Consider the following 16,042-nt stretch of genomic DNA (forward strand, 5'->3'; position numbering starts at 1 on the left):
TGAAGCGGAGCACTGCACACCGAGAGACATAGTCGAAGGCGGTCGTATTCAAGTCGGCTGCGACGACCAGTTTGCCGTCCCTCTGGCGAGCTAACCCGTTGGCGAAAACAATGGCAGGTGCAAAGCCAACCAGCGCGGTCAGGTCGACAGAGGCCACCCCGTTCACGCCGAAGCTCAGATCTCGGTCGCCCGGAGCGGCCCACGATCGGCTGACGTTGAGGGGCACGACGGAGAGTGCAAGGAAACATAAGTTCATGGGCACGGGCCGATACCGCGCTTCCTCGAGCCCGTTGGGGTGCTGGGCTGTGCAGTCATGACCAGGCGAGTCTGCACCCGGCGGACAAAATTTGGCAAGAACGAGATGCACTTTCTTAGCTCGAGCGGAGCGGTGCGACCTTCACCTTCGTTGCCGGCCCGCGGATGACTCTACCTTGACCACCCGCGCAAGTCTCCCCCTCCGCTCTCGGTCGTCGCTGGATGCATGGGTGACGGTTCCCGCTGATGGAGAAGAGGCTCGGGTAGCTGGGTAATCGCCGTGGTGAATGCCGGGCCACGGTTCTAGACCTATGCTCCAAACCGGCGCGAGAACGTGGCATCGCTGCCACACGGTTACGGCAGCTCGGTAGCGTAGGATTCGGCCCCGCGTTGCACACGCACGTGGCCGTGGGCCTCGGTACCGGTAATTTTTAATTGAACATCCAGGAAACCAGCCGTGCCGCCAGAAAGGCGAACGTCACCCTCGATGCGAGCGGTATCGGAAGTGGCCAACTCTACCGCTAACCGACCGTCGAGGCGTTCTCGTGGGAACAGGGAAAGGCCATTTAACTCCATGGCAAAAGTTCCGGTAACCAAACTGCCGTCGACCACGAGCCGCGCTGCTCCACCGTACGGCCCGGACAAAACCCGATCGATTTTGCTTGCCCTCAGCGGCACATCGCGGAGCAGCGGAGCCCAAGCCGGATCAACCGACACGGGTGACGGCCGCGACCTGAGGGGCGGACGAGAGAGAAGGCGGGCGAGACCAATGTGGGTGTCTCGTATCGTCGGACCCAACACCGCACCCCAGGCAAGCAAAGTCCCGTCTGGGTGCCAGCGCACACCGTCGCGCGTGGCCCAACCCTCGTCACCTTCGCGGCTCAAGCGCTGACCTGTATAAGCGCCGCGGTCGCCTAATCGATCCAGCAAATAAGGCTCGTGCGTGGCGAACAACGGGCCAGTCAAGGTGATGTTGGTAATGGGCAACACCGCCGCGAAGTCGACGAGCGGCGGCATGCGTAGCAGCGACAACAGCCGCAGGACCACGTGTGCTCGCGTCGACTCGAAGGCCAGCCAGCGGCCGTCGGGGGAAAATTCCGCCGTTTCGTCCCACTCCGGGTGACGGGTCACGCGGGTGACTTCCCCCGTGGCCAGATCGAGCAGATAAATGTCGACGTTAGCGGCTTCGTCGCGGGTGGCGGAAAACACCAGCGTTTTGCCATCATCGGTAAACGACTTCGCTTCGTACCAAGCGTGCGCGCGCGACCAGGCGGCAAGATCGCCCTCGCCCGCGATTGCGGGCGGATACAGGTGGCGTACGTTTTCCACGCGGTACCCGGCGGAGTCACGCACGAGCTCGCCGCTGACGATGTGGAAGCCGTCGAGCCGCACCTTGGTCCAAACCAACCGCTTGCCATCGGGAGAGAGCACGGGAAAACGATCGTGCGTGATTTCGGCGGTTTTGACCCCCTGGATCGAAAAGAGCCGATCCGGGGTTTGCGGTTCGAAGACGAAAAAATTTTCCGTGAAGATTCCGAAGTAGTACACTAAGAGCCGCTCGCCATCGGGGAACCACAGGTGCGATGCTGCCGAGCGTGGTAGTGCGCAAGTGAGGCAACGAAACTCGCCGGTTTCGAGTGAAATCATCCCAACGTCACGCCGGTCTGGGCGATCTCGATGCGCGAACCCAAAGGACAGCGCTCGCCCATCGGGAGTAAACCGGGGTGCCCCCCACCCCAAGACCTGAGCGGGACGTTCGAGGAAACGAATCTCCACCGGCTCGGCCGCAGGATCGCCGTCATGCCCGCAGCCATGCACCAACAAGGCAAAGCAAGCGGCGGCCACTCCTGCGAGCCACTCGTCAGCAGCTCTTCGCAGGCGCTTCGACAACGCTGCCTCGCTCCAACCGTTCCGCGTTAGCCGCTTCACCACCGGACGCCGGGACGAATCTTTTCCATCCACACCGACAAGGTTTGCAAGAAGCCAAGGACATCTTTTCGCTCGCTTGCTTTACAAGCGTCGGCCTCAGGTGGTAAGGCGGGCCACGGTACAGGACGAATCGGGAAAAACCTTCCGCCGCATATGAGTCCACCCTTGCAAATCGTCGGTTGGTGGCTTGCGTTTGCAGGCACACACACCGCGTTGAGCCATCCGCCAATCCGTGCACGCTTAGTTGCGCGGTTCGGAGAGCAGGGATTTCGCGGCGTCTACTCGCTCGTGGCACTGGCCACGTTTATTCCTTTAGTGACCACGTTTTTCCTGCACCGCACCTCTCGCGGTGTGTGGTTGCCGGCGCTTGCGATGGTGCCCGGGATCTGGTGGCTGACCATGGGCGTGAACCTGGCGGCTCTTTTCCTCATTGTTTTGGGATTCTCTCTGCCAAATCCGGTGTCTACCCTGAGCCGCCAAAGCGCGGCCCAGCCTCACGGTGTTTTACGGGTCACGCGGCATCCGGCCTTCATGGGCTTTGCGCTGCTTGACTTCGGTCATTTGCTCGTGCTCCGAAGCCCAATCGATCTTGCCTTCTTCGGCGGGCTTTGTGCGTACTCCGTGCTTGGCGCGGCGCATCAGGATTGGAGGCGCCGCAAGACCACTCCGGAGTTGGCGAGATTTTACCAGGAAACGTCATTCATTCCGCTGGTCGCACTGTGGCAAGGCCGCACTCGTTTTGCCGCGAACGAAATCCGCTGGGGTGCTGTGGTGTTTGCGCTCGTGTTGTACGGGGTTTTGTTCTTCAGCCATCACAGAATTTTTGGGTGAGGGGAGTGCATCGGTTGCACATTCGGTGAGGGCGGTTCATCCTCGTCGCTCTCGGAGTTGGCCAGCCTTACCCGCAAGGCGGGAAAAAAAGGACCTGCGAAGAATATTTAGTTGCGGCGGTTGCCGCGCGGGACGCGGCAGCTCCAGTGCGTGCTGAAGCTAGGAACCTTCGGCTGATAACGCTCAACCAAGGTTTTTCTTGGCGCGTTGTCGCCGCCGGCGGAAAAATTCGCGCAAGAGGGCGGCGCACTCGTCTGCCAGCACGCCACCTTGCACTCGGGTGTGATGGTTGATTCTGCGGTCGGCCATCAGATCGATCACGCTGCCACAGGCGCCAACCTTGACGTCGGGTGCGCCGAACACGAGCCGGGCAATGCGCGCATACGCCACCGCACCGGCACACATCGGGCAGGGCTCGATGGTCACATAGAGGGTGCAGTCCGGCAGGCGATAATTGCCTAAGCGGCGCCCGGCTTCACGCAGGGCTGCGATTTCGGCATGAGCCGTCGGATCGTGTTTCGCAATCGGCTGATTGTATCCACGACCGACAATGCGTCCTTCATGAACGACCACGGCCCCCACGGGCACTTCACCTAGGGCCTCGGCCTTGCGCGCGTACACCAACGCGCGCCGCATAAAGTGCTCGTCAGTCTCCGGCGTGCTGACTGTACGCTTGGGCATCGGTGGTGCTCGGCAGGTTTCTTCGCTTCGCACTACTGCGCCAGGGAAAGCCGGCGCAAGAGGATGCTGTGGTTCACCTCGGAGAGGGTGCTCGCCAGCGGTTCGTTCAAATTGTCTTCGATATCGACGATGCCGATGAGTTGGTTTTCTCCATCGCGCCGGCCCTCTTTGGGTTGATCGACCCATTGAAACCAGTGTGCCCCGACAACGAACGGCATTTGCAGGATTTCCTCCATATAGGCGCGCGCGGCGGCGGCTTGCGCAGGGCCGTCGGGTACCTCCGGCAAAAACGGCGGAAAGGAGCCGTCCGGTCGCGCGCGGCGATAAAACCACTCGGTGACCAGCACTGGCTTTCCGGTAAGCTTCCAGAAATCACGTAAGCGTTGGAAGGGATCGATGGCGGTAAAGCCCAACGAGGGCAAGCGATCGATCACCTCTGTCGGTAACAGCGAACGCGCAAAAGCGGTGATGTCGTAATTGTTGGTGGAAAACACATCCACCGGCCGAGCCAGCGCCCGGACGACTTCCTCAGCAAACGGGCCCGTCACGATGCGGGGCCCAAGGTTGAGAACACTTGCGCTTGCTTCCCGTAACACCTGGTTGGCAGTTTCGGCCACGCGCTCGGCTACTCGAGCCTCGAACGCTACGCGATCGCGGCGGCGCGGCTCCGGCTCGCGCAAGTAGCAAAGGTCGTCGGCCACGCCGAGCACGGCCGGACAGTTGCCCAACGAGCTTGCTTGTTGCAGGTCGGAAAAGTCTGCCAGTTGTGTGCCCCACACACGATTGAAGGCGCCCACGTCGCCCGCGTACCGCTCGCGGAAGAACTGCTCGAGCGCCATTTTCCCCGGGCTTCCTTGGGCTTGCGCCAGGTAGACGTCGAGGTGGCCGCCCCCAGCCAGCAAGGAGGGCAAGTAGGGCACTTCGTTTTCGACGTAAACTCCAACGCACCAGGGGTCACGTGCGCAGCGCTGCACGAGGCTGTGCTCTGCCGCGAGAGCGCGGGCCCGCTCCAATGCGTCGGGCACAAACACGTCACGCCGTGGCCGCAGAGAAGGAGAGCCGCCACGAACGGCAGGCATGGCTTCATAGAAATCGACGTTGACGGTGTAGGGGAAGCGCTCGGCAAAGAGATCCAGGTCGGCCGCACCCATCCAGCCCCCTAAGACACGGAAGCCAAGGGCGCACAAGCGTTGGGTGGTGCTATCCGCCCAAGCCTCGAGGGAGCCGTGGCGGCGAAGCACCTGGTCGAGATACGGCGACGTATCCGTACCGCGAACATAGTCGCCCACCGGGTCAACACCGGTCACTCCGGCGGAAAACAACACGTGCCCATCGGGGGTAACGAACCACCACACGCCATCGACTCGCTCCACGCGAAAGCGTCCAGTCGGCGCCGACCGGATTCCCTTCCAGCCACCAAAACGATCGAAGCCGTAGCCGCGAACTGCCGGCGTGCGGCACACGTCTTCGGACGATTGGAGACTGGCATCGGAAACTGCGCTCGGCGACTCGCCATCGCTACCGCAACTGGCAAGGACGAAGAGCGCAAGCACAATCCGCGGCCAGACCCAGCGCGATGGCCGATGCGGGCGTTTCCGGTGGCAGACGTTGCGTTGGACGTGGCGGCACAACTGCTGGGAAGTGAAGCTGCCACGCGCCGCCGTCGTGGTGGCTGCCGGTGTCTGCATGGGTGCCGCGGTTGCTCGGCAATGATTGTCGCGGCGTTAACGAGCGCCCGCAGTGGCTGCGAAGGGCAAGCTTTCGGCCTGCGCCGCGGCTGCTGCCTCGGCCAGCGATACGATGCGGTAGTCGGCCGCGTTCAAATGACGCGTTTTCCACCAGTACCAGAAGGTGGAGTAGGGCCAGTTGTTCGTGATGCGACCGGCTTCGTCCTTGTACCAACTGTGGTCCACGTGTGCCCAGGCGGTGTGCTGCAGCGCGGCTTGGATGTCGCGGTTGAACGCTTCGAACACGTCTTTGCGAACGTCGAGGTATGCTGCCCCCTGTTGCAACAGCCGCAGGGCTTCGAGGATGTACTGGAATTGGCACTCGAGCATAAACAAGATCGAGTTGTGCCCGAGGTTGGTGTTCGGGCCGTACAGGAGGAAGAAGTTCGGATAGCCAGGCACTGTGATCCCATAGTAAGCGCGCGCACCTTGCGCCCAGTCGTTTTCCAACAGGCGGCCTCCGAGCCCTTCGATGCGCAGCCCAGCGAGGAACGGATTGGTGCGAAAACCAGTGGCAAAGATCACCGCATCTACCGCGAGGCGCTCGCCGGTTTTGGTCACCACCGCATCTTCCGCCAAGGCTGCCACGCCGTCGGTGACCAAGCGCACTTGGGGCAAGTTGAGGCTTTGGTAATAGTCGTCAGAGATAAGAATCCGCTTGGCGCCAATTGGGTAGTCCGGCACCAAGAGGCGGCGGAGTTGGGGGTCGCGAACCGTTTCCTCCAAGTACCGTAACGCTTGGCGACGGTAAAAACGCATCGCCCACGGCTTTTGTTGGATCACCGGCAAGAAGAACAGTTCGAGTGCAGCCCACAAGCGGGCACGGTAAAACTTCGCTAACCCGGGAACGTGGGCAAATGCCCAATGTTCCCATTTGCGATAAGGGCGATCGCCGCGTGGGAGCATCCAGTTGGCGCTCCGCTGAAAGATGTACAGCCGCTCGGTGAGCGGCGCAATTTGCGGGATGAACTGGATGGCGCTGGCCGCGTTGCCAATGACGGCGACGCGCTTGCCGCGGAAGTCGAATTCATGGTTCCAACGGGCCGAGTGGAACTGCACCCCGCGGAACTTTTCGCGGCCCTCGATGGCAGGGATGTACGGATAGTGCAGTTGCCCGATGCCGATGACTAACGCATCGGCCCACATCGTGTCGCGGTTGTCCGTGAACACTTCCCACTTGCCGCTGCTGGCGTGGAAACGCGCGCCCGTAAACCGCACCCCAAAGCGGATGTGCGGGACAATCCCGTGGGAGTGGGCGATATCTTCCATGTACGCCTGAATTTCCGGTTGCGGGGCCCACTTGCGGGTCCAATCGGTCTTTTGCGCGAAGGAAAAACAGTAGGACATCGACGGCACGTCGCAGGCGCAGCCAGGATAAGTGTTGTCCCGCCAAGTGCCGCCGAGCGAAGTTTCTTTTTCGAGGATGGTGAAGTCCTCGAAGCCGGCTTGGCGCAAACGAATTCCCAGGCCGATGCCGCCAAAGCCGCTACCGATGATCGCTGTACGCACGTGCCGCGGGCCCGCCATGAGAGCTCCTTTCATCATGCAATATGTGCTCCGTTGTCGGTGTTCATGCAAGGGATGATGGGGTGAAGGGCCTTCGTCGCGCTGGTGGGAATCGCCGTCCGCGATTTCCAGAGTTTGCTAACCTCAGGTGTCGAGGCCAACAGCGCGGCGTAGGGCGCGCACCTCTCGTTCGTTGAGCAAGCGGCTCTCGCCCGGCTCGAGGCGGCCGAGAGAAATCGGTCCGATTGCCACTCGTTTGAGTTTCTCCACATCATGACCAACCGCATGACAAAGCCGGCGGATTTCGCGCCTTCTCCCTTCGCGGATCGCGATTTCGAGCCACGTTTTCGTCCCGCTCGAGCGCAGCACCCGCGCCGACTCCACCTGCGCCACGCCGTCCTCTAGGCGCACGCCACGGCGGAGCTTTGCCAACGTGGCTTCGCTCGGTACACCTTTCACTTTGACCTGATACACCTTGACCACCCCGTAGCGGGGATGCGTCAGGCGCAGCGCCACCTCGCCATCGTTGGTGAACAAGAGCAGCCCAGACGAGTGGTAATCTAGCCGGCCGACTGGATACACCCGGGCCGGCAATTTCGGCAGCAAGTTGCGCACGGTGGGGCGCCCTTCCGGGTCGGACATTGTTGTCACCACCCCAACAGGCTTGTGCATTGCGAGGTAAACGAGTTCCGGAACGGGAACGACCCGGCGTCGGTCGACGGTAATGCGATCGGTAAAGGGATCAGCCTTCGCGCCCAGCTCCGTTACCACCTGGCCGTTCACCCGCACCCGCCCCTCGCGGATCCACTGCTCCGCTTGTCGTCGCGAGGCCAGGCCCGCCTGGGCGAGGATCTTTTGCAGACGTTGCCGGCGGTCGGTCAGCTTCGGCTGCGCTTTGCTGATCTGCGGTTGTGGTTTGCTCGCTATCGGCGAGCGGGAGGGTTGTTTGCTGGGCGGTGACATCTTCGTCGGTGCTTTCTGGCGCACTCAGGCTTTCGAGCGCGCTCGACAGTTCTTGCAGAGCAGGGAGGTCGTGCAAGTCCCTGAGTCCGAACGTCTCCAGGAACTCGGGGGTGGTGGCATAGAGAAGGGGCCTTCCGACGGTTTCTTTGCGGCCCGCAATTTTAATTAGGCGGCGGGAAAGGAGGGTGTTGAGTGGACCGTCGCAGTCGACGCCGCGAATCGCTTCGATCTCTGCCTTGGTCACCGGCTGCTTGTAAGCAACGATCGCCAGGGTCTCGAGCGCTGCCCGTCCCAGTCGTTGGGGCTTCTCTTGCAGCAATGCCTGCACCCAAACCGCATACTCGCGTGCTGTGCGGAACTGATAACCGCCCGCGACTTCCACCAACTGGATACCGCGTTTTCCCGGGGCGTACTGCTCGCGCAGCAGCTCCACGGCTTCCCGCACTTCTGCAGTGGAAGGTCCCGCTAGCACTTCCACCAAGCGCCGCAACGGCACCGGAGAACCAGCCGCGAACAGCAAGCTCTCGATAATGCAGGCAAGTTGGGCCGGGTTGAAGGTCAGCTCGTGTTCGTCCGACGAGGCGTCGGGCCCATCCGTTGCCGGTACTTCCGGCGCTGCCGGAGGCGAAGGGGATTGGTGATCCTCCACGATTTTATTCCTCCTGCAGGGTTGCGCTGGCAGGCGAGGCAGTGTGTGCCTCGGTTTTTTCCCATTCTGCCAGCCAGTCCCACCCGACGTCGTCTTTCAGCAGTTCGATTTCAATCGGTGCCTGCCAGTGTGCCTGGACCGCCGCGACTGCCCCGAGGCGGACAAGTTCGAGCAAAGCCAGGAAGGTGGCGACAATCTCCAAGCGGGAGGCGCCCGCCTCGAACAGTTCGTCGAATTGCAGCCGCCGGTGCTTTGCCAGGCGGGAGAGCATCCGCTCCGCACAGGCACGCAACGACACAGGCTCGAGCACAACCCGGTGCACGGGCTCGGGTTGACGTCGTGCGAGCAGTTGCCGCAGCGCTTCGACTAAGTCCCAGAGACCCACGCGGACGGTGCCTGGCGGCGGCTGCAGTTCTTTGTCGGGCCGTCGCACGAACACATCGCGATGCAGCAGCGGGCGCTCGGCCAAAGCCAACGCGGCTTCCTTGTATCGCTGGTATTCCAGTAGCTGTTGCACGAGCTCGTGGCGCGGATCGTCCTCTTCTTCTTCGTCTTCCTCGTCGGGCGGCAGCAACATCCGCGATTTGATCAGCATTAACGTTGCTGCCATCACCAAGAATTCGCCCGCCACGTCCAGGCGCAGCTCTCTCATCAGGTCGAGGTACTGCAGGTACTGCTCGGTAATGGCAGAAATCGGGATGTCGGTGATTTCGACTTCGTTCTTCTTGATGAGATGCAAGAGCAAGTCGAGCGGACCCTCGAACGACTCGAGCCGCACGCGGTAAAATGGCAGCGGCAACTGTTCGGCAGTGGCGCTGTCCGTCGGCGTCATGTGGGCAAGCCTATGGCCGTTCGTACTTCCTTCATGGTGGCTTCCGCCACGCCTTGCGCTTGCTCGTGCCCGTGCGCGAGGACTTCCGCCACTCGTTGTGGCTGCGCTTCGAGTTGCTGCCGTCGTGCGGCGATCGGCGCGAGATCTTCGATCACATGGCGGATCATAATCTTTTTGCACTCGAGGCAGCCGATGCTGGCAGTGCGGCACCCACGAGTGACGTAATCGATTTCGTCGGGCGTACAGTAAATCCGGTGAAGGCGAAAGGCGGGGCAATCCTCCGGCTCTCCAGGGTCGGTGCGGCGCACGCGCCGGGGATCGGTCATCATGCGGGAGAGTTTGCGGTCCACCTCTTCGGGCGGATCGCGCAGCCAAACCGCATTGTTGAAGCTTTTGCTCATCTTGCGGCCGTCTAAGCCAGGAACGCGTGGCGCTTCTGTCACCAAGGTGCGTGGCTCGGGAAACACCGGACCGTAAAAGTGGTTGAAGCGGCGCGCGATCTCGCGGGTCAGTTCGATGTGCGGCGCCTGATCCTCGCCGACCGGTACGGCGGTGGCTTTGTAGACAAGCACGTCAGCACTTTGCAGCACGGGGTAGCCGAGAAGGCCGTAACTCAGGCTCAAAACTTCTTGTTCTGACTCACCGCTGATCATCCCTAAATCGCGCGCTTGCTCTTTCACCGTTGGATTGCGGATGAGCCAGGGAGTCGGCGTTACCATCGAAAGCAACAAGTGCAGCTCGGCATGCTGTTTCACTTGCGACTGGCGGAAAATCACCACCTTCTCGGGGTCGAGACCGACGGCAAGCCAGTCGGTGACCATCTCCAGCGTGTTTTGCTCGATGGACTCCGTGCCTTCCGGTTTGGTGGTGAGCACGTGCCAGTCGGCGACAAAGAAAAAGCACCGATTAGCCTCGTGTTGCAGCCGCACCCAGTTACGCAATGCGCCGTGCAGGTGGCCGAGATGAAGCCGCCCGGTCGGACGCATCCCGCTGACGACGATCTTCTTTCCCTCGCTTCCACTCACAACAGCCACCCCAAAAGACCACGAATCAACGGGCGCATGACTACGCCTGCCACATTGGTGGCCACCAACGCTACGACAATCAGCATGCCATACGGCTCGATGCGGGCGAGCAGCACCGCCAGCGGCCGGGGCACGAGCCCGGCGAGCACCCGCCCGCCATCGAGTGGCGGCACGGGCAACAGGTTGAACACCGCGAGTGCCACGTTGATGATCACGCCGCGCAACGCAATTTGCGCGAGCAGCGGCTGTGCCGCCTGGGCAAGTTGCGGTACCCACGCGAGCGGCAACAAGGCGGCGAACGCAAGTGCCAGCAGCAAGTTCGTTACTGGCCCTGCAGCCGCTACGAGGATCATGTCGCGCCGCGGGTGTCGTAGGCGGGCAACATTCACCGGCACCGGTCGCGCATAACCGAACAGAAATGGCGAGTTCATGACAATGAGCAACAGAGGCAAGGCCAGTGTTCCAAATGGATCGATGTGGGGGATCGGGTTTAACGTAATCCGACCAGCCTGCTTTGCGGTGGGATCCCCGAGTTGGTAGGCCACGTACCCGTGCGCTACCTCGTGGAAAATCACTGCCACGAACACGGGCACCGCCCACACGATCACTTCCTGGAACAAGGAGAGGGACACAGCGCGCTCGCTAGCACAAACCCACCAAGCTGGCCAACGTGTTCGGCGGGTCCGCGTGTGTGCCGCGCGCCGCGGGCAAACGGTGCTTGAGCGTTTCAACACGGGTGCATGCAGGGCGAGGAACCGCCGGCAGGATGCGTTCGGCAGCTTGCCTGTGCTGTGGTCGTTGCGGTGCGAGTGCGCGGTAATCAGGGGTCGGAGCCGGTCTCAGCGAGGGCGCTTCCCTCGTGCCGCCGGTCTCGGCGCCGTTCTGGGGCGTAAGCTACGCACCCCACCAGCCGCTTCCTCGGCGACTAACGCCCGGGCAACGTAACGATCGAAGTCGAAATACTCGCGGTATTCGGGAAGGTGCTTGAACGAGCGATCGATGCACATGTGATAGCCATCGGTGTTGACTTCTAGCGCCAGGGGGCCGTCGGCTGACGTCCGCACCAGGTCCACTGCTGCGATCCGGGCTCCGACCGCCCGTGCCGCTCGCAACGCCGCAGTTTTGGTTTCTTCGCTGACCGACAAAACGAAGCGGTATCTTGCCCCGCGGGCAACGTTGAGGATCCAGTCGCCTGGCCGCCGATAGTGCTCGCGGTACCGCTCGGACCAAAAGGGAATTTCCTCTTCCACCACATACGCGCGCAGCACTTGCCCGATTTCAAACCCATACCGGGTAAACGTTCCCACCAGGCGCTGGACATAGTACGGGGGCGGGCAGAGGAGCTCTTGTTCGGCAACGCGCGCTGGCGGGGGCACGTCGAGCACTAAGCGATAAGCGGCGTAGCCATTGTCAGCCATGAGGGTGTCGTCTTCGTACCAAAGCACCCAGTGTCCGCCTCCAGCGCAACCTTCGGGTTCTTTCAAGATGGCGTAGGTGTGCCGCTTGACGAATGCCGCCACCTCCTGCCCGTGGTCGGTCAACAGCGTGTCGGGAGTGGCCACGCCCCGCTCCAGCAAGCGCCTCTGGGTGGCAATCTTGTTCCAACAAAGATCCTGAACTTCGAAGGAGATGAACGGACGAGCGTTGGGCAAGCGGAGACGGACAAGTTCGGGAACTTTTCTCCCTGCGGGGGCGACGCAGGGCAGCACGTAAAGGCGTTCGATGTCGTCGCGCGCGCGATAGACAGGAACGAGGTCCTCCAAGACGAGGGACTCGATCTCCCGCCCGATACTTTTCGCGGCGGAAACGAGATCCTGAACAATTGGCTCCACCCACGGAGCGAACAGACGGCTATGGACGGTGGCAACTTTCATGGCACAAAAACGAGCTTTGTCTTCTAGCAGGGCGGGCCGGCGAAGCGTACCAGTGGCGTACGAATCCCGAAGGGGAGGCGAGGCTACGCGAAAAATTCTTCCGCGTTGCCAAGCTCGAAGTCGAGGGAGACGATGGCGTTGTTCCGGTAGACGCGCATTTGTATGCGGTCCCCCGGCTTGTGACGCCAAATGAGGTTGTACAGCGAACCCCGGTCGTAAATTCGCTCGTCGCCTACCATGAGGACAACGTCGCCGGATTTGAGCCCACCGGTTTCCGCAGGGCTTCCGGGGATCACACCACCGACGACCACGTGGTTGCTCACGGAGTAGCAAAAAAGCCCCAGCCACCCGCGCGCGGGTAAACGCGCACTGTGGGGTTGGCGCACCACTTCCTCGTGATGCTGCGCCAGGTAGTCCAACGGCACGGCAAGAGTAAAGCGGCCAATTTCGGCAACTTCGAGCAGCACGAGAGCGCGGGCCACTCCTTGCCGGTCCAGTAAGGCCGCGCCGCCAAACCCAGGGTTGGGCGTGGTGGTGAACACGGCGCGATCGACATGGTATTCCCAATAGGCATCGAAGGGTTCGATCGCCGACACGATGCCGTCGTGGACTCGGCGAGCGTTCTCGGGCCCGCTCCCCAACAGAAACACCGGATCCCCCACCTTGAGTTCGTCGACAGAACCAAGTGGAAGCGTGGGGAACCGACCGGTCTCTTCGATCGCCACCACCGCAAACCCGCGCACGAAATCCTGCACGAGGGGGCGGCCCGACCAGGTTTGGTTGTCGACCGAGCGGAGTTGAATGCGCCGGGCACCCAAGGTGACGTAGTTGGCGGTGACCACTAAACCGAGCGGATTGAAAATAAACCCGCTCCCGTGTCGACGTGTGCCCAACAGGGCGCTCGATGGGTGCGACTCAGGGACAGCGACGTCCAAAGCCACGCTTGCAGCTACGGTTCGCTCGAGCAACGAAACAACGGCATTCATAAACTTGTCGCAGCACGTTGCACCCGTCCGGTGTGCTCGTTACGCCACCGCAAAGCAGGAATTCCATGTGCACGCAAGAATCTCTTTTTCCACGCACAGAGGGGTCAACCGTGCGCGGCACCAGCGGTGGGTGCGAATTGCCAGCGTTTTCTGTGCGGCTGGAAGGTTGGGGGCCGGAATCTTGGGGCTGTGGCTTGACGCTCCGCGCCGCTGACCCAGTGGCCGTGTTGCGGGTGGGCGACTTTTCGAGTGGGTGCCTGTATACACACGGTACGAGCGAAGCGTGGCAGGGCACTCCCTTCGAACTGTTCGAGCGATTTTGTGAGCGCTTTTTGGGTGCGGCTCGCCTGTGCCCCATTCATGTGGTGGTTGCCATCCAGTACGATGCTGGCCTGCCGTTGCATGGCATCGCGTTGCCAAGGAGAAAGCGCCAGCCGTTACTGTTGGCCCTGGCGTACGAAAGCCCGCAGGTAGAACCTTGTGCCGGCCCCGCTACAGGAGCGGCGGTTCTGGCAAGCGGTGCTCGTTCACCCCACGGCATTCCCCTGCAAGCGGCGTGGGAGTACCCGCGTTACGCGAGCGCCTTTGCACGGGCGCTGGACTACATCGCTGCAGGCGATGCATACCAAGTGAACCTGGCCTACCCGCTCCGCGCTGCCCGGGTGGTCTCGGGCATTCGCTTGTTCGAGCTCCTCCAGCAGCGGAATCCGGTGGCTTTTGGGGCATACCTGCACGGTGGGGATTTTGAACTGGTGAGCAACTCCCCCGAGCTGTTTTTGTCGCGCCGTGGGGTGTGGCTCACAACCCGACCGATTAAAGGCACACGCCCGCGCGGGCGCACAGGAGAGGAAGATCGACGTCTCATCGCCGAGCTTTGCGCCGACGGGAAAGAACGAGCCGAGCTCACGATGATCGTCGACCTCGAGCGCAACGATTTGGGGCGCATTTGCGAGACCGGCTCCGTGGAAGTGGTGGCCCACGAACGAGTGGCAACGTACGCGACGTTGCACCACATGTACTCCGAGGTGCGTGGTCGGCTGCGACGCGGTCTCGGGTGGGGAGAAATCCTCGCAGCGATGTTTCCGGGAGGCTCCGTCACCGGCGCCCCCAAGCGGCGCGCGATGCAAATCCTTCACGAGCTCGAGGCGGGTGCGCGCGGGTTTTACACCGGGGCTCTCGGTTGGTTGCGCTCCGTTGATGATGCAGACTTTGCGCTTCTCATTCGCACTGCCGTGGTGGATCGCGAGGGAGTGGAATACTGGACTGGTGGCGGGCTTGTGGCAGACTCGACTGCCGAACGCGAGTACGAGGAAACGCGGGTCAAGGCGCGCGCCTTTGTCGCGGCGTTGGAGGAGTTGGGATGAGCGAGGCTCAAGAGCTCTCGGGATCTGTGTGGCTGAACGGGCGGGTGGTGCCAGCGGCGCGGGCGCGGGTGAGTGCCTTGGACCGCGGGTTCCTTTACGGTGACGGGCTTTTTGAAACCGTGCGGTGTTACCGCGGAGTGCCCTTCCTCCTCGACGGGCATATCGGCCGCATGGCCCGCTCAGCAGAGTTTCTCGCGTTGCCCTTGCCGGAGGTAGACTGGCTCAGTGCCGTGCGGAAGCTCTTGGCCGCTAATCACTTGCTCGAGGCCGACGCGTCCGTGCGCATCACCGTCACACGTGGGGCGGCGCCGCCAGGCCTCGTTCCCCCGAGATCACCGCGGCCCACGGTCATGGCCTTTGCCCTGCCCCTGCCGCGAACGCTAACTCGCGAGCAGCGGCTGGGAGTGCGGGTTATTACCGTGCCCCTCTACCGCTGCGGCCCGCTCGCTGCCCATAAGCTTCTCGACTACGTGCCCGCCATCCTGGCTCGCGCCGCTGCAGCAAAACGCAAAGCAAGAGAGGCGCTGTACGTACACGATGGAATGGTGTGCGAGGCAACCACGGCGAACGTTTTCGCGGTATTCGGGAATACCCTGGTGACGCCGCCGCTGAACGAACTCCTACCTGGGATCACCCGCGAATTCGTGCTCTCCCTCGCCCAAAGCGCAGGCATCCAGACGATTGAGCGCGCAATTAGAATAGAGGAGCTCCACCGGGCCGATGAGCTCTTTCTGACCTCCGCGGTGCTTGAAGTTCTGCCGGTCACTCGTGTGGACGAACTCACGATTGGCACTGGCGTGCCTGGCCCGATCACCCGCCAGCTCCAACAAGCATACCGACAACGGGTTAACCAATTGTGCGGCGCACGAAAACGAAAGTGACGGAACTTGTCGGCAGAGCCGCTTTGCGAGTTTAGTTTGCAAGTGCGCGCGGTTGGCAAAGGTCTTGCTCCTCTCTCCTGCCGGCTCCGGAGGGAGGTAGAGAGATGGACACGCGAGACCTAACAGCCATGAGGACCCTGCGAGACATGTTGGAGGCTGATGCCGTTTTGCCGGAGCAGTTTTTCAGCCCGCGGGGATCGATCCAAAGCTCCGGCGAGCGTGCGCTGATGTGGGCGGTGTTTGCGGATGGGATCGAGTGTTACCGGCGCTATGCGTTTGCAACCACAACCGCGGGGCAAGTTGCGTTTTTGGAGGCGGAGAGTTGGATCTTTCAAAACGACTGGAACTGGCCGTTTTCCTTCGTGAACTTGTGTGCGGTGTTTGGTTTCGACCCTGCGGGAGTCCGGCGGGCACTCCTCCGCTGGCGAGAGGGCCGTCATCGGCCAGCGCAACGGCGTCAGCGTTTTCGTCCTGCCGCCCTCCGGGCCGCCTGAGGGCAAATCCGCTCCGCCGCTGTTTTTGAAGGGCGAGGTCAAGCT

At 62.1% G+C, this 16,042-nt stretch carries 15 protein-coding genes; 4 read left to right on the forward strand and 11 right to left on the reverse strand.

The window, feature by feature from the left end:
* Positions 1-609: 609 nt before the first annotated feature.
* A complete protein-coding gene (locus tag N3C12_05175; GenBank protein ID MCX8071826.1) occupies positions 610-2,184 on the reverse strand; it encodes a hypothetical protein in 1,575 nt (524 codons plus the stop codon).
* Positions 2,185-2,337: 153 nt separating this feature from the next.
* Here N3C12_05175 and N3C12_05180 point away from each other — a divergent pair, with 153 nt between their 5' ends.
* Positions 2,338-3,015 (forward strand): NnrU family protein, encoded by a 678-nt coding sequence (locus N3C12_05180; GenBank protein ID MCX8071827.1) that lies wholly within the window; start codon positions 2,338-2,340, stop codon positions 3,013-3,015.
* Between the two features lie 183 nt (positions 3,016-3,198).
* On the opposite strand, the gene tadA is transcribed toward N3C12_05180, so the two are convergent.
* The 10 genes from tadA to N3C12_05230 form a co-directional block, all read right to left on the reverse strand.
* Positions 3,199-3,696, reverse strand: a complete 498-nt coding sequence (tadA, locus tag N3C12_05185; protein MCX8071828.1) for a tRNA adenosine(34) deaminase TadA — start codon at positions 3,694-3,696, stop codon at positions 3,199-3,201.
* Positions 3,697-3,728: 32 nt separating this feature from the next.
* Entirely contained in the window at positions 3,729-5,384 is a 1,656-nt protein-coding gene (locus tag N3C12_05190; protein ID MCX8071829.1) for a hypothetical protein, read from the reverse strand.
* A 36-nt stretch (positions 5,385-5,420) separates the two neighbouring features.
* Complete coding sequence (locus tag N3C12_05195; GenBank protein MCX8071830.1) at positions 5,421-6,968, reverse strand: NAD(P)/FAD-dependent oxidoreductase; 1,548 nt, start codon at positions 6,966-6,968, stop codon at positions 5,421-5,423.
* 105 nt (positions 6,969-7,073) lie between these two features.
* Positions 7,074-7,790 (reverse strand): rRNA pseudouridine synthase, encoded by a 717-nt coding sequence (locus N3C12_05200; protein MCX8071831.1) that lies wholly within the window; start codon positions 7,788-7,790, stop codon positions 7,074-7,076.
* Entirely contained in the window at positions 7,672-8,541 is an 870-nt protein-coding gene (gene scpB, locus N3C12_05205) for an SMC-Scp complex subunit ScpB (GenBank protein MCX8071832.1), read from the reverse strand. The genes N3C12_05200 and scpB overlap by 119 nt, the downstream gene beginning before the upstream one ends.
* Positions 8,542-8,545: 4 nt before the next feature.
* The gene (locus N3C12_05210; GenBank protein ID MCX8071833.1) at positions 8,546-9,373 is read right to left on the reverse strand and encodes a segregation/condensation protein A; all 828 of its coding nucleotides are present in this window, start codon (positions 9,371-9,373) and stop codon (positions 8,546-8,548) included.
* Positions 9,370-10,398, reverse strand: a complete 1,029-nt coding sequence (trpS, locus tag N3C12_05215) for a tryptophan--tRNA ligase (GenBank protein MCX8071834.1) — start codon at positions 10,396-10,398, stop codon at positions 9,370-9,372. Before trpS ends, N3C12_05210 begins: the two co-directional genes overlap by 4 nt.
* On the reverse strand, positions 10,395-11,030 hold the full coding sequence (locus N3C12_05220; protein MCX8071835.1) for a site-2 protease family protein: 636 nt from the start codon (positions 11,028-11,030) through the stop codon (positions 10,395-10,397). Before N3C12_05220 ends, trpS begins: the two co-directional genes overlap by 4 nt.
* A 207-nt stretch (positions 11,031-11,237) precedes the next feature.
* Positions 11,238-12,272: a hypothetical protein gene (locus N3C12_05225; protein ID MCX8071836.1), complete on the reverse strand. Its 1,035-nt coding sequence runs from the start codon at positions 12,270-12,272 to the stop codon at positions 11,238-11,240.
* Positions 12,273-12,355: 83 nt separating this feature from the next.
* Positions 12,356-13,258 (reverse strand): S1C family serine protease, encoded by a 903-nt coding sequence (locus tag N3C12_05230; GenBank protein ID MCX8071837.1) that lies wholly within the window; start codon positions 13,256-13,258, stop codon positions 12,356-12,358.
* Between the two features lie 110 nt (positions 13,259-13,368).
* On the opposite strand from N3C12_05230, the gene N3C12_05235 reads away from it, so the two are divergent.
* The 3 genes from N3C12_05235 (at position 13,369) to N3C12_05245 (ending at position 15,997) form a co-directional block, all read left to right on the forward strand.
* The gene (locus N3C12_05235) at positions 13,369-14,622 is read left to right on the forward strand and encodes an anthranilate synthase component I family protein (GenBank protein ID MCX8071838.1); all 1,254 of its coding nucleotides are present in this window, start codon (positions 13,369-13,371) and stop codon (positions 14,620-14,622) included.
* On the forward strand, positions 14,619-15,503 hold the full coding sequence (locus tag N3C12_05240) for an aminotransferase class IV (protein MCX8071839.1): 885 nt from the start codon (positions 14,619-14,621) through the stop codon (positions 15,501-15,503). Before N3C12_05235 ends, N3C12_05240 begins: the two co-directional genes overlap by 4 nt.
* 104 nt (positions 15,504-15,607) lie before the next feature.
* Positions 15,608-15,997 carry a hypothetical protein gene (locus N3C12_05245; protein ID MCX8071840.1) on the forward strand — a complete coding sequence of 130 codons (390 nt, stop codon included), beginning with the start codon at positions 15,608-15,610 and terminating at the stop codon, positions 15,995-15,997.
* The last annotated feature ends 45 nt before the right edge of the window (positions 15,998-16,042 follow it).

Source organism: Candidatus Binatia bacterium, from assembly GCA_026415395.1.
GTDB lineage: Bacteria > Desulfobacterota > Binatia > HRBIN30 > HRBIN30 > HRBIN30.